The 13,417-nt window shown below is 65.5% G+C and carries 12 protein-coding genes; 6 read left to right on the top strand and 6 right to left on the bottom strand.

From position 1 onward, the window contains the following. Positions 1-7: 7 nt before the first annotated feature. From AC25MA_RS16240 to exaC, 3 genes are all read right to left on the bottom strand, one after another. Positions 8-1,402 carry an ethanolamine ammonia-lyase subunit EutB gene (locus AC25MA_RS16240; RefSeq protein ID WP_028690368.1) on the bottom strand — a complete coding sequence of 465 codons (1,395 nt, stop codon included), beginning with the start codon at positions 1,400-1,402 and terminating at the stop codon, positions 8-10. Between the two features lie 49 nt (positions 1,403-1,451). Beyond that, positions 1,452-2,900 (bottom strand): ethanolamine permease, encoded by a 1,449-nt coding sequence (gene eat, locus AC25MA_RS16245; protein ID WP_028690369.1) that lies wholly within the window; start codon positions 2,898-2,900, stop codon positions 1,452-1,454. Between the two features lie 180 nt (positions 2,901-3,080). Then, a complete protein-coding gene (gene exaC / locus AC25MA_RS16250; RefSeq protein WP_028690370.1) occupies positions 3,081-4,601 on the bottom strand; it encodes an acetaldehyde dehydrogenase ExaC in 1,521 nt (506 codons plus the stop codon). Positions 4,602-4,868: 267 nt separating this feature from the next. On the opposite strand from exaC, the gene AC25MA_RS16255 reads away from it, so the two are divergent. The 4 genes from AC25MA_RS16255 (at position 4,869) to AC25MA_RS16270 (ending at position 9,171) form a co-directional block, all read left to right on the top strand. Then, complete coding sequence (locus AC25MA_RS16255; protein WP_486972212.1) at positions 4,869-6,845, top strand: sigma-54-dependent Fis family transcriptional regulator; 1,977 nt, start codon at positions 4,869-4,871, stop codon at positions 6,843-6,845. A gap of 66 nt (positions 6,846-6,911) precedes the next feature. After that, the gene (gene mpl / locus AC25MA_RS16260) at positions 6,912-8,261 is read left to right on the top strand and encodes a UDP-N-acetylmuramate:L-alanyl-gamma-D-glutamyl-meso-diaminopimelate ligase (protein WP_028690372.1); all 1,350 of its coding nucleotides are present in this window, start codon (positions 6,912-6,914) and stop codon (positions 8,259-8,261) included. Then, positions 8,258-8,887 (top strand): flavin prenyltransferase UbiX, encoded by a 630-nt coding sequence (ubiX, locus tag AC25MA_RS16265; RefSeq protein WP_028690373.1) that lies wholly within the window; start codon positions 8,258-8,260, stop codon positions 8,885-8,887. Before mpl ends, ubiX begins: the two co-directional genes overlap by 4 nt. Continuing rightward, on the top strand, positions 8,884-9,171 hold the full coding sequence (locus AC25MA_RS16270; protein ID WP_088851638.1) for a YceK/YidQ family lipoprotein: 288 nt from the start codon (positions 8,884-8,886) through the stop codon (positions 9,169-9,171). The genes ubiX and AC25MA_RS16270 overlap by 4 nt, the downstream gene beginning before the upstream one ends. Positions 9,172-9,235: 64 nt before the next feature. Here the strand turns inward: AC25MA_RS16270 and AC25MA_RS16275 are convergent, their stop codons facing one another. The 3 genes from AC25MA_RS16275 to AC25MA_RS16285 all read right to left on the bottom strand — a co-directional run bounded on the left by AC25MA_RS16275 (position 9,236) and on the right by AC25MA_RS16285 (position 12,185). Beyond that, entirely contained in the window at positions 9,236-9,880 is a 645-nt protein-coding gene (locus AC25MA_RS16275; protein ID WP_028690375.1) for an oxidoreductase, read from the bottom strand. 27 nt (positions 9,881-9,907) lie between these two features. Next, the gene (locus tag AC25MA_RS16280; protein WP_213883182.1) at positions 9,908-11,641 is read right to left on the bottom strand and encodes a C13 family peptidase; all 1,734 of its coding nucleotides are present in this window, start codon (positions 11,639-11,641) and stop codon (positions 9,908-9,910) included. An 88-nt stretch (positions 11,642-11,729) separates the two neighbouring features. Further along, positions 11,730-12,185 (bottom strand): MaoC family dehydratase, encoded by a 456-nt coding sequence (locus AC25MA_RS16285; protein WP_028690377.1) that lies wholly within the window; start codon positions 12,183-12,185, stop codon positions 11,730-11,732. A gap of 151 nt (positions 12,186-12,336) precedes the next feature. Here AC25MA_RS16285 and AC25MA_RS16290 point away from each other — a divergent pair, with 151 nt between their 5' ends. Beyond that, positions 12,337-12,699 carry a CidA/LrgA family protein gene (locus AC25MA_RS16290; protein WP_028690378.1) on the top strand — a complete coding sequence of 121 codons (363 nt, stop codon included), beginning with the start codon at positions 12,337-12,339 and terminating at the stop codon, positions 12,697-12,699. After that, positions 12,696-13,412 carry an LrgB family protein gene (locus AC25MA_RS16295; protein WP_028690379.1) on the top strand — a complete coding sequence of 239 codons (717 nt, stop codon included), beginning with the start codon at positions 12,696-12,698 and terminating at the stop codon, positions 13,410-13,412. Before AC25MA_RS16290 ends, AC25MA_RS16295 begins: the two co-directional genes overlap by 4 nt. Positions 13,413-13,417 lie beyond the last annotated feature (5 nt).

Here is a 13,417-nt window from a genome sequence, read left to right on the forward strand (position 1 = left end):
GTCATCCCTATGCAAGCTGCGCCAGGGCCTGGCGGAAGGCCGGCGGCAGGTTGTCGCCGAAGCGGATGCGGCCGTCGGCCTGGGTGAAGATGCCGGTGCGCTCCAGCCACGCCTCGAATTCCGGCCCGGGCTTCAGCCCCAGGGTCTGGCGCGCGTAGAGCGCGTCGTGGAACGAGGTAGTCTGGTAGTTGAGCATGATGTCGTCCGAGCCGGGGATGCCCATGATGAAGTTGATCCCGGCCACGCCCAGCAGGGTCAGCAGGGTGTCCATGTCGTCCTGGTCGGCTTCGGCGTGGTTGGTGTAGCAGATGTCGCAGCCCATCGGCACGCCCAGCAGCTTGCCGCAGAAATGGTCCTCGAGGCCGGCGCGGATGATCTGCTTGCCGTTGTACAGGTATTCCGGGCCGATGAAACCAACCACGGTGTTGACCAGGAACGGCTTGAAGTGGCGGGCCACGGCGTAGGCGCGGGTCTCGCAGGTCTGCTGGTCGACGCCATGGTGCGCGTTGGACGACAGCGCGCTGCCCTGGCCGGTCTCGAAGTACATCAGGTTCTGCCCGACCTTGCCGCGCTTGAGCGACAGGCCTGCCTCGTAGCCTTCCTGAAGCACGTTGAGGTTGATGCCGAAGCCGGCGTTGGCCGCTTCGGTGCCGGCGATGGACTGGAACACCAGGTCCAGCGGCATGCCACGGTTGATCGCCTCGATCGAGGTGGTGACGTGGGTCAGCACGCAGGATTGGGTGGGAATGTCGTAGCGCTGGATGATCGCATCGAGCATCTCCAGCAGCGCGCAGATCGAGGCGATGCTGTCGGTGGCCGGGTTGATGCCGATCATGGCATCGCCATTGCCGTACAGCAGGCCATCAAGGATGCTTGCGGCGATGCCGGCCGGCTCGTCGGTCGGGTGGTTGGGCTGCAGGCGCGTCGACAGCCGTCCGCGCAGCCCCATGGTGCCGCGAAAGGCGGTGACCACGCGGATTTTCTGCGCCACCAGCACCAGGTCCTGCACGCGCATGATTTTCGAAACCGCCGCCGCCATTTCCGGCGTCAGGCCCGGCGCCAGGGCGCGCAAGCTGTGCTCGTCGGCTTGCTCGCTGAGCAGCCAGTCGCGCAGCCCACCGACGGTCAGATGGCTGACCGCAGCGAAAGCTTGCGGGTCGTGGGTGTCGACGATCAGGCGGGTGACTTCGTCCTGTTCATAGGGAATCAGCGCCTCGTTGAGGAAGTGCTTGAGCGGGATGTTGGCCAGGGCCATCTGCGCCGCCACCCGCTCGCCGTCGTTGCTGGCGGCGACCCCTGCCAGGTAGTCGCCAGAGCGCGCCGGACTGGCCTTGGCCATCACCTCTTTGAGGCTGTCGAAGCGGTAGACCTGGTGGCCCACCGTATGCGTGAAACTTGCCATACAGAATCTCCAGGGCGCCGCAGGCCTGGCCTGCGGCGCAAGTCGGCAATCAGTGCAGGGCCTCTTCGGCCTTCTGGATCGCGGCGAATTCCTCTTCCGGGGTACCGGCCACCAGGTGGTGACGGCTGTAGAAAGCAAAGTAGGCAATTAATACTGCATAGATCACTGCAGCGCCAATCACCACCCTTGGATCGACCAGAAACCCGGCGACCACGGCGATGCAGGCCAGCACCAGGGCAACGCCCGAGGTGAAGATGCCGCCGGGCGTGCGATACGGACGCTCCATTTTCGGGCGGCGGATGCGCAGGGTGATGTGCGCGGCCATCATCAGCACGTAGGACAACGTCGCGCCGAACACCGCCACCAGGATCAGCAGGTCGCCCTGGCCGGTCAGCGACAGGGCGAAGCCGATGATGCCGGGGATCACCAGGGCCAGCACCGGGGCCTTGCTCTTGTTGGTTTCCGACAGCTTGCGCGGCAGGTAGCCGGCACGGGAAAGCGCGAAGATCTGCCGCGAATAGGCGTAGATGATCGAGAAGAAACTAGCGATCAGGCCGGCCAGGCCCACCAGGTTGACGAAGCCGCCCATCCAGGTGGAGCCGCCGTAGGCCTTGGACAGTGCCTCGACCAGCGGGTTGCCCGAGGCCTTGAGGGCTTCGGAGCCGGCGCCGCCGGGGCCGACCACCAGAATCAGCAGGGCGAAGGCCAGCAGCACCAGCATCGCGCCGATCAGGCCGCGGGGCAGATCGCGTTTCGGGTTCTTGGTCTCTTCAGCGGCCAGCGGCACGCCCTCGACCGCGAGGAAGAACCAGATCGCGTAGGGAATCGCCGCCCACACCCCCACATAGCCGAACGGCAGGAAGCTGCTGGCACCGACTGCGTCGGTCTTGGCGATGTCGAACAGGTTGGCTGCATCGAAATGGGGCACCATGCCGATCAGGAACACCGCCAGGGCGATGGCGGCGACGGCGGTGATGATGAACATCAGCTTCAGCGCCTCGCCCACCCCGAAGATATGGATGCCGATGAACACGATGTAGAAGGCCAGGTAGATCATCCAGCCGCCGATGCCGAACAACGACTGGCAGTAGGCGCCGATGAACACGGCGATGGCCGCGGGGGCAATAGCGTACTCGATGAGTATCGCCGTGCCGGTGAGGAACCCGCCCCAGGGACCGAAGGCGCTGCGGGCGAAGCCATAGCCGCCGCCAGCGGTGGGGATCATCGACGACAGTTCGGCCAGGGAGAAGCACATGCACAAATACATGGTGGCCATCAGCAGGGTGGCGAGGAACATGCCGCCCCAGCCGCCCTGGGCCAAGCCGAAGTTCCACCCGGCGTAGTCGCCGGAAATCACGTAGGCCACGCCCAGGCCCACCAGCAGGACCCAGCCGGCGGCGCCTTTTTTCAGTTCACGTTGCTGGAAATAGTCCGATCCGACTTTTTCGAAGTCGACGGAGGAGCTCGCCGGCGCGCTGCCGGAATGATCGCTTGGCATAGGGTTCACCTGTTGTTTTTCTTAGGTTGCCGGAGGGACTGCCGGCCACTGGTGATTCGTTTTGCAGAAAGCGGGCCAAGGGGCAGCTGCAAGCCCCAAGCCGCAAGCTTCAAGAAAAAGCAGCCCGCATCCGGCCTGCTTTTCTTGTCGCTTGAAGCTTGGAACTTGAAGCTGCTCTTGTTAGAAGAAGCCCAGCGGGTTGATGTCGTAGCTCACCAGCAGGTTCTTGGTCTGCTGGTAGTGGTCGAGCATCATCTTGTGGGTTTCGCGGCCGACGCCGGACTTCTTGTAGCCACCGAACGCGGCATGCGCCGGGTACAGGTGGTAGCAGTTGGTCCACACGCGGCCGGCCTTGATACCGCGGCCCATGCGATAGGCGCGGTTGATGTCGCGGGTCCACACGCCGGCACCGAGGCCGAACTCGGTGTCGTTGGCGATGGCCAGGGCCTCGGCTTCGTCCTTGAAGGTGGTGACGCTGACCACCGGGCCGAAGATCTCTTCCTGGAACACACGCATCTTGTTGTTGCCCTTGAGCAGGGTCGGCTGGATGTAGTACCCGCTGGCCAGCGCGCCTTCGAGCTGCTCCACCTTGCCGCCGGTGAGCAGCTCGGCGCCTTCTTCCTGGGCAATCTTCAGGTACGACTGGATCTTCTCGAACTGCTGCTGGGATGCCTGGGCGCCGACCATGGTGTCGGTGTCCAGCGGGTCGCCGCGCTTGATCTGCAGGACCTTCTTCATCACCACTTCCATGAACTGCGGGTAGATCGACTCCTGCACCAGGGCGCGCGACGGGCAGGTGCACACCTCGCCCTGGTTGAAGAACGCCAGCACCATGCCTTCGGCGGCCTTGTCGATGAAGGCAGGCTCGGCCTGCATGATGTCCTCGAAGTAGACGTTGGGCGACTTGCCGCCCAGTTCGACGGTGGACGGGATGATGTTTTCGGCCGCGCATTTCATGATGTGCGCGCCGACCGGGGTGGAGCCGGTGAAGGCGATCTTGGCGATGCGCTTGCTGGTGGCCAGGGCTTCACCGGCCTCGCGGCCATAGCCTTGCACCACGTTGAGCACGCCCTTGGGCAACAGGTCGCCGATCAGCTCCAGCAGCACGGTGATGCCCAGCGGCGTCTGCTCGGCGGGCTTGAGCACCACGCAGTTGCCGGCGGCCAGGGCCGGGGCCAGCTTCCAGGCGGCCATCAGCAGCGGGAAGTTCCACGGGATGATCTGCCCGACCACGCCCAGTGGCTCGTGGATGTGGTAGGCCACGGTGGTTTCGTTGATCTCGGCGGCGCCGCCTTCCTGGGCGCGGATGCAGCCGGCGAAGTAGCGGAAGTGATCGACCGCCAGCGGGATGTCGGCGTTGAGGGTTTCGCGGATCGGCTTGCCGTTGTCCCAGGTCTCGGTGATGGCCAGCAGTTCGAGGTTCTGCTCGATGCGGTCGGCGATGCGCAGCAGGACGTTGGAGCGGTCCTGTACCGAGGTGCGGCCCCAGGCGTCGGCGGCGGCATGGGCGGCGTCGAGGGCCTTTTCGATGTCTTCGGCGCCGGAACGGGGGAATTCGGCGATCGGCTGGCCGTTCACTGGCGAGGTGTTGGTGAAGTACTCACCCTTTACCGGAGGAACGAACTCACCACCGATGTAGTTGCCGTAGCGGCTCTTGAAGGAAACCTTCGCGCCCTCGGTACCGGGATGTGCGTAACGCATGGTGTGTCTCCTGGTCATTGTGATTGTTGCGGAGTTTCCTAGCGTAGAGCAAAGGTCGGGCCAGTGCCTGGAGGGCCTTGTGTATCAATGACTTGGGTCAAGATCGGGCAGTGGCTGGCGCCGCCCTGTGCCAGGGCCGACACGGCCTGGGTGACACTTTGTACCGTTTACGACACAACCTGTGACCACAGGGTCAGTGCAGCATTGCAAAGCGTTGCCGCCTGGAGGATGCTGGCAACACGCTCTATCTGCGGAGAACAACTACAAATGCAGAGCAACCCGTTCAGTCGCCATGCCCAGCAAGTGCTCACGGTCGCCCACGGCCAGGCCAGCGGGCCGGGCAGCGACCCGTCGATCGCCCGCTCCTGGCTGCGCTGCCTCGAAGATTACCACCTCGATCCGGCCCGGGCCCAGGCCCCGGTGGTGCTCGAGCACGGCCGCCTGCTGGAGAGCCGCGAGCGTCTGCACCAGGTGCTGCAGATCGCCGACAACGAGATGAACAGCCTGCACCAGCAGCTCTCCGGCAGCGGTCACGCGGTGCTGCTGACCGACGCCCGCGGGGTGATCCTCAACTGCGTCTGCGCCCCCGGCGAGCGGCGTATTTTCGAGCGCGCCGGGCTGTGGTTGGGCGCCGACTGGAGCGAAGCCCGCGAGGGCACCAACGGCATCGGCACCTGCCTGGTCGAGCGCCAGGCCCTGACCATTCACCGGGACGAACATTTCCGTGGCCGACACACCGGCCTGACCTGTTCGGCCAGCCCGGTATTCGACCCCCATGGCGAACTGCTGGCGGTGCTCGACGTATCGTCGGCACGGCCGGATGTGTCGCGCCAGAGCCAGTTCCACACCATGGCCCTGGTCAACCTGTCGGCGAAGATGATCGAAAGCTGCTATTTCCTGCGTCATTTCGAGCAGCAGTGGTTGCTGCGCTTCCACCTGCAGGCGGAGTCGGTCGGCCTGTTCAGCGAAGGGTTGCTGGCCTTTGACGGTGACGGGCGGATCTGCGCCGCCAACCAGAGCGCCTTGAACCTGCTGGGCACCATCCGTGGCGGCGTGCTGGGCAAGCCGCTGGACAGGTTCTTCGCCTGCAGCCACGACGAGCTGTTCAGTCGCGCCACGCCCCAGGGCAGCAGCGCCTGGCCGCTGCACACCCGCGATGGCCGCCAGGTGTTCGCCAGCCTGCGTGGCCAGGCCCGTGTGCCGGTGTGGTCGGTGCCGGTGGCCTTGCCCCACGCCAGTGCCCCCGGCATTTGCCTGCTCGACCCAGCCCTGCGCGAGGACTTTCGTCGTGCCGTGCGGGTGTTCGAGCGCGATGTGCCCCTGCTGCTGCGCGGCGAGACCGGCTGCGGCAAGGAGGCCTTCGCCCAGGCCGTGCACCAGGCCAGCTCGCGTCGGCACAAGCCGTTCGTGGCAATCAACTGCGCGTCGATTCCCGAGAGCTTGATCGAAAGCGAGCTGTTCGGCTATCGCGGCGGCAGCTTCACCGGCGCGCGCAAGGAGGGCATGCGCGGCAAGCTGTTGCAGGCCGATGGCGGCACCTTGCTGCTGGACGAGATCGGCGACATGCCGCTGGCGCTGCAGACCCGTCTGTTGCGGGTGCTCGAGGAGCGTCAGGTGGTGCCCATTGGCGGCGAGCCGCAGGCGGTGGATGTGCGGATCGTCAGCGCCACCCACCGTGACCTGCTGGAACGGGTGGCGCAGGGCGGTTTCCGCGAAGACCTCTACTACCGCCTCAATGGCCTGGAAGTCGCCCTGCCGGCGCTGCGCGAGCGCAGCGACAAGGCGCAGTTGCTGGACTTCCTGCTGGCGCAGGAGACCGAGGGCCAGGCCATCGGCCTCGACCCGGCCGCCCGCCAGGCGCTGTTGGACTTCACCTGGCCGGGTAACGTGCGGCAGATGAGGAATGTGCTGCGTACCTTGGTGGCGTTGTGCGAAGGCGCGCACATCGAGTTTTCCGATCTCCCGGCAATTGTTCGCAATGGCGCGGCCTCCTCAGGAGCGGCCTTGTGTCGCGAAAGGGCCGCAGAGCGGCCCCAGGATCCTGAGCATGTCGCTGAAATCGCCGGGGCTGCTGCGCAGCCCTGTCGCGGCACAAGGCCGCTCCTATACGCCGAGCGCGATGCACTGCTCACCGTACTGGAGGCAAACCGCTGGCACTTGACCCATGTCGCCGAGCAGTTGGGCATCAGCCGCAATACCTTGTATCGAAAACTGCGCAAACACGGCATCGCCAGGGTCGGATGAGCGAAACAGCGAGTGCGATTTCCCTCGCCCTGGGCTACCCTGCCTCGACGTTTTGCGAGGTCGATCATGCACATTCATATTCTCGGTATTTGCGGCACTTTCATGGGTTCGCTGGCCGTGCTGGCCAAGGAGCTGGGCCACCGCGTCACCGGCTCCGACGCCAACGTCTATCCCCCGATGAGCACCCAGCTCGAGGCCCAGGGCATCGAGCTGACCCAGGGCTACGACCCGGCCCAGCTGGAGCCGGCACCTGACCTGGTGGTGATCGGCAACGCCATGTCGCGGGGCAACCCGGCGGTGGAGTACGTGCTGAACAAAGGCCTGCCCTATGTGTCCGGCCCGCAGTGGCTGGCCGACCATGTGCTGCAGGGCCGCTGGGTATTGGCCGTGGCCGGTACCCACGGCAAGACCACCACCAGCAGCATGCTGGCCTGGGTTCTGGAACACGCTGGCATGAGCCCGGGCTTCCTGATCGGCGGCGTGCCGCAGAACTTCTCGGTGTCGGCGCGCCTGGGCGCAACGCCGTTCTTCGTGGTCGAGGCCGACGAATACGACAGCGCCTTCTTCGACAAACGCTCCAAGTTCGTCCACTACCACCCGCGCACCGCGATCCTCAACAACCTGGAGTTCGATCACGCGGATATCTTCCCCGACCTGGCGTCCATCGAGCGGCAGTTCCACCATCTGGTGCGCACCATCCCCAGCGAAGGCCTGGTCATCCACCCGACCACCGAGCAGGCGCTGGAGCGGGTCATCGGCATGGGCTGCTGGACCCCGGTGCAGACCACCGGCGAAGGCGGGCAATGGCAGGCGCGGCTGCTCAGCGCCGACGGCTCGCGTTTCGAGGTGCTGTTCGAAGGTCAGGCGCAGGGTGTGGTGGATTGGGCGTTGACCGGTCAGCACAACGTCGCCAACGCCCTGGCTACCTTGGCCGCCGCCCGTCATGTCGGCGTGGCGCCGGCCATGGGTATCGAAGGCCTGAGCGCGTTCAAGAGCGTCAAGCGGCGCATGGAGAAGGTCGCCGAAGTGCAGGGCGTGACCATCTATGACGACTTCGCTCACCACCCGACCGCCATCGCCACCACCCTCGACGGTCTGCGCAAGCGCGTCGGCGAGGCACCGGTGATTGCGGTGATCGAGCCGCGCTCCAACTCCATGAAGCTCGGCGCCCACCGCGATGGCCTGCCGGAAAGCGTCAACGACGCCGACCAGGTGATCTGGTACGCGCCGCCCAACCTGGGCTGGGACCTGGCGGGCACCGCCGCGCAGTGCAAGGTGCCGAGCGTGGTGGCCGACAGCCTTGAAGCCATCATCGAGCGCATCAAGGGCCAGGCCCGTCCGGGCACCCATGTGGTGATCATGAGCAACGGCGGCTTCGGTGGCCTGCACGGCAAGCTGGCCGAGGCGCTGAAGTGAGCGGGCCGGAACGCATCACCCTGGCCATGACCGGCGCCTCCGGGGCGCAGTATGGCCTGCGTCTGCTCGACTGCCTGGTGCGCGAGGAGCGCGAGGTGCACTTCCTCGTCTCCAAGGCCGCGCAACTGGTGATGGCCACCGAGACCGACGTGCTGCTGCCGGCCAAGCCCCAGGCCATGCAGGCGTTCCTCACCGAGTACACTGGCGCGGCCGACGGACAGATCCGCGTGTACGGCAAGGAAGACTGGATGTCGCCGGTGGCCTCGGGCTCCGGCGCGCCGGCGGCGATGGTGGTGGTGCCCTGTTCCACCGGGACCCTTTCGGCGATCGCCACGGGCGCCTGCAACAACCTGATCGAGCGGGCCGCCGACGTGACCCTCAAGGAGCGTCGGCAATTGATCCTGGTGCCGCGCGAGGCGCCGTTCTCCACCATCCACCTGGAGAACATGCTCAAGCTGTCGCAGATGGGCGCGGTGATCCTGCCGGCGGCACCGGGGTTCTACCACCAGCCGCAGAGCATCGACGACCTGGTCGATTTCGTCGTGGCGCGCATCCTCAATCTGCTGAACATCCCGCAGGACATGCTGCCGCGCTGGGGCGAGCATCACTATGGGGTCGATGATTGAAGCGGGTGCTGGCGGGGCTGGTGATACTGGGCCAGCTCGGCGGCTGCGCCACGGTGCGCACCCTCGACGCCAACAAGCCGGGGGCGCCGGTGGTGTATGCCGGGACGCGCCTGGACCTGTACGTGATCAACGGCGGTTGTTGTCCCCTGGACCGCTTTGGCGCCGAAGCGCCGGCCTATCCGGGGCTGGACCTGCCGGGCAGTGCGTTGCTGGATACCTTGCTGCTGCCGTTGTCGTTGTTGACGGCGGCGGGGGTGGGCTTTAACGCCACCGGTGGTCTTTGATAGCCAAGGGCTGCTCTGCAGCACAATCGCCGGCTTGCCGGCGATTGGCGTGGTTCAGGACTGACTATTTCTTCCCCAGCTTGCGCAGCTCGTCGGACTCAACCACCCGAATCCCATCTTCCTCTTCCAGCGCCAGACGCCACAGCGCCCGAGCCAGGGTGCAGGCCTCGATGCCCCGGTACTTGCCCGGTATCAGGCGGGCGAAGGGCGCCGCCATCCGTTCCCCCAGACGCGGCTCGATCCGCTCGCCCAGCAACAGCGAAGGCCGCACGATGGTCAACTGCGGCCAGTCCTGCTGCTTGAGCGCCTCTTCCATCTCGCCCTTGACCCGGTTGTAGAAGACCGACGATTTCGGATCGGCGCCCAAGGCGCTGATTACCAGCAGGTGGCGGGCGCCCATCTCGCGGGCACGCTTGCTGAAGGCCACGACCATGTCCAGGTCGACGGCGCGGAACGCATTTTCCGAGCCGGCCTGCTTGAGCGTGGTGCCCAGGCAGCAGAAGGCGATATCGACACGGCCGGCCAGTTGCGGGAGAAACACAGCCGGGTCGCCCACCGGGTTTTCCAGGTGCGGGTGCTCGGCCAGGGGGCGGCGGGTCGGTGCCAGAACGCGGCTGATGGTGGGCTCGTTGAGCAGGCGGTCGAGCAGGTGTTCACCCGTCAGACCCGTGGCACCGGCAAGCAGGACATGTTGAGGCGTCAGGTACATGATGTCTCTCCCTCGTTACTACACAGCTTAGTGGGCACCAGGTGTTTTTGCCTGTTGCCCAGAAGCTGGCTGGGCTTCATTGCGCAGGGCTTGCTCGGCCTGTTGGCGGCGCAGGCGCTGCCAGTGGCTGATCACTGCTGGCGGCGCCCAGAGCTGCGGCTCCGAGGCTTCGAAGCCCTCCCTTCGTTCTCTTTCGGCAACGCTTTGACGCGCCAGTTCAAACGCCTGTTTCAAGTCGTCGGTCTGGTTCAGCGCCTGGGCGAACAGGGCGTCGCCGAAATAGGTGAAGTCGGCTTCTTCGGAGCAGCCGAACGACACCCGGTCGGGGCGCGCGGCGGTCATGACCAGGGTGCGGTCGTCCTTGAGCGGAGCGATGTAGCCACCCGAATAGCAGGCCGAGATGACGATTACCTTGTCGCGGTCTTTCAGCGGGGCCAGGGCGCTGGCCAGCTCGTCCGCGGAGAGGTCGGCCAGTTGCAGGCGCGGCTGGTCGAGGACCAGTTGGTGGTCATGGCTGCCATGGCTGGTCAGGTAGATGAACACCAGGTCCTCGGGGCCGCTGCGCTCGGCCAGGGTGCGGGCGGCGCGGGTGAGGTTCTCGCGGGTGGCCATCGGGCGGTCGGCCAGGTGGTCGCGATGGTTGACCAGGGTCACCTGGCCGTGGGCGCCGAAGCGCACCTTGAGCATGTTGCTGACATAGTCGGCTTCGCGCAGGAATACGCTCTGCTGGCCGTCGCCGGCTACCACCAGGCTGTACAGCTGCACCGGCGGCACCGACGCCGGCACCTTGGCCAGGGCATCGGCCAGCAGCTTGCCCTGGTTGAGCAAGGCCAGGTCCAGTGGGTCGGGCAGCAGTTTGCCCTGGGCATCGCGCACGCGCACGCCGTTGACCCAGGTGCCGCTCTCGATCCGTCCGTCCGGGTGGGTCAGCTTGCCGCGACCGTGGTAAGTGTCGTCGGCGAAACCGCCGACGTACTGGCTGCCGTCGGCCAGCTGCAAGGTACCGCTGCCGGCGAAGCGCCAGTCGCGAAAACCTCCCTTGTAGCGGCTGCCGTCGCTGCCCAGCAGTTCGCCCTGGCCGACCAGTGATCCATCCTTGAAGTCGCCGATCCAGACGTCGCCGTCGGCGCTCTCGTAGCGCCCCCGGCCTTCGAGGCGGTTGTCCTTGAATTCGCCGATGTACTGCTCGCCGTCGGCGCTGTCATAGGTGCCGGCGCCTTGCAACTGCCCGTCGATGAAGTGGCCGCTGAACTGGTTGCCGCTGGCGTCGCTGCGCACCCCGGCGCCATTGGGCTTGCCCTTGGCGAACAGCCCCTGGTAGTGGCTGCCGTCGGCCAGTTCGAGTTGGCCGGCGCCTTCGTACTGGTCGTCCTTGAACTGGCCGCGGTAGGTCTGGTCGTTCTGCTTGAGCGTGCCCTCGCCGTCGCGTCGGCCATGCTTGAAGGTGCCTGCATAATGGCTTCCGGGGGTGGTCAGGTCGCCCAGCCCCTGGAACAGGCCTGCACTGAACTGGCCGCGATAGACCTCGCCGTTGCTGCCATGCCATTCGCCTTGGCCATGCCACTGGCCGTCCTTGAAGGTGCCGGCATACCAGCTGCCGTTGGGGTAGTCGATGCGTCCCTCGCCTTGCAGCAGCCCATCGACCACCTGGCCGCGGTAGCGGCCGCCGTCGGGCAACCGGGCGTCCGGAGGCGACAACGGTTCACCTTCGCCGCAGGCGGCAAGCAACAGGATCAAGGTCAGGGGAAGCAGGGGGCGCATGGCGGGTTCCGCGGCAATCGATGCGCCGAGTATGCCGCAGAATGCGCGGGTGCGTGAATCGGGGCCGCGTGGCGGCCCCAGGGGCGTATCAAACGAAGCAGAGCGACAGCGGTTCGGCGATGTAGGCGGGTTTTTCTTCGCCTTCGATCTCGAGGGTGACGGTGGCCTTGAGCAGCCACTGCCCCGGTTTCTTCTCGGTGGCGTCGGTCAGGTCGACCTTCAGTCGCACCTGGCTGTCGACCTTCACCGGTTGAATGAAGCGCACGCTGTCCAGGCCGTAGTTGACCACCATCTTCAGTCCTTCGGGCAGCACGAGGATGTCTTCCATCAGCTTGGGGATCAGCGACAGGGTGAGGAAACCATGGGCGATGGTGGTACCGAACGGCGTTTTCTTCGCCTTTTCGGGATCGACATGGATGAACTGGAAATCGCCAGTGGCCTCTGCGAACAGGTTGATGCGTTGCTGATCGATCTTCAGCCAGGCGGAACGTCCCAGTTCCTTGCCAACGTACTGCGAAAGCTCTGTAACGGGTACATAGGGCATCGCGACATCTCCAGATTGTCATTTGGTACGAGTGTGCAAGATCAGCACGGCGAACCGTTTCAGTCAAGTTGACTGCTTTTCGCCGAATATCGCCTTATAGACAGTTGCTTAGCGTGCTTATAATGGCCGCCATGCTCTGAGGGAGGTCCATATGCTGTTGCGTGGTTTGACCTGGCTGGTGCTGTTCCAGTTGCTGGGAACGGCGATCAACCACCTGTTGCTGCCCATCCTGCCCGGGCCCATCATCGGCCTGTTGTTGTTGATGGCCTTCCTGATGACCCGTGGCGAGGTTGGCGAGCCGCTCAACGAGGCCGCTGGCAGCCTGTTGCGCTACCTGCCGCTGCTGCTGGTGCCGCCGGCGGTGGGGGTGATGGTCTATGCCAGGGACATCGCCGCCGACTTCTGGGCCATCGTCGGGGCCTTGCTGATCTCCTGCCTGCTGACCCTCGTGTTCGTTGGCGTGCTGATGCAGAAGCTGATCCACCGCCAGGGCAAGCGCGAGGAGCAGCCATGATCCTCGACTGGCACGGCGCACTCGAGGCGGTCATCCATCATCCGTTGTTCGGCATCGGCATCACGTTGGCCGCCTACCAACTGGTGCTGGCGGGCTACGAGAAGACCCGCTGGATCTTCCTGCAACCGGTGCTGGTGTCGATGCTGGTAGTGATCGGCATCCTCCTGGCCTGCGGCATCGACTACGCCGAATACCGCAAGAGCACCGAGATCATGAACATCCTCCTGGGGCCGGCCACCGTGGCCCTGGCGGTACCGCTCTACCTCAACCTGCGGCGCATTCGGCAGCTGTTCTGGCCGACATTTACTACGCTGGTAGTCGGAGGCCTGTTCGCCACCGTGGCGTGCCTGGCGCTGGGGTGGTGGTTCGGTGCCGAACACATGATCCTGATGACCATGGCGCCGAAATCGGTCACTTCGCCGATCGCCATGCTGGTGGCCGAGCAGATCGGCGGTGTGGCGGCCTTGGCCGCGGTGTTCGTGTTGATCACCGGGGTGATCGGTGCGATCTTCGGCCCGGCGCTGTTGACCCGATGCGGCGTGCTCAGCCCCGAGGCGCGAGGCATGGCGCTAGGGGTGACCGCCCATGCGGTGGGCACTTCGGTGGCCTTGCAGGAAAGTGATGAATGCGGCGCCTTCGCCGCGCTGGCGATGAGCCTGATGGGGGTGGCCACGGCGGTGTTCCTGCCGTTGGCGGTCAGCCTGGTGGCTTGAGGAGT

The sequence above is a fragment of the Pseudomonas sp. P65(2024) genome (assembly GCF_057480955.1).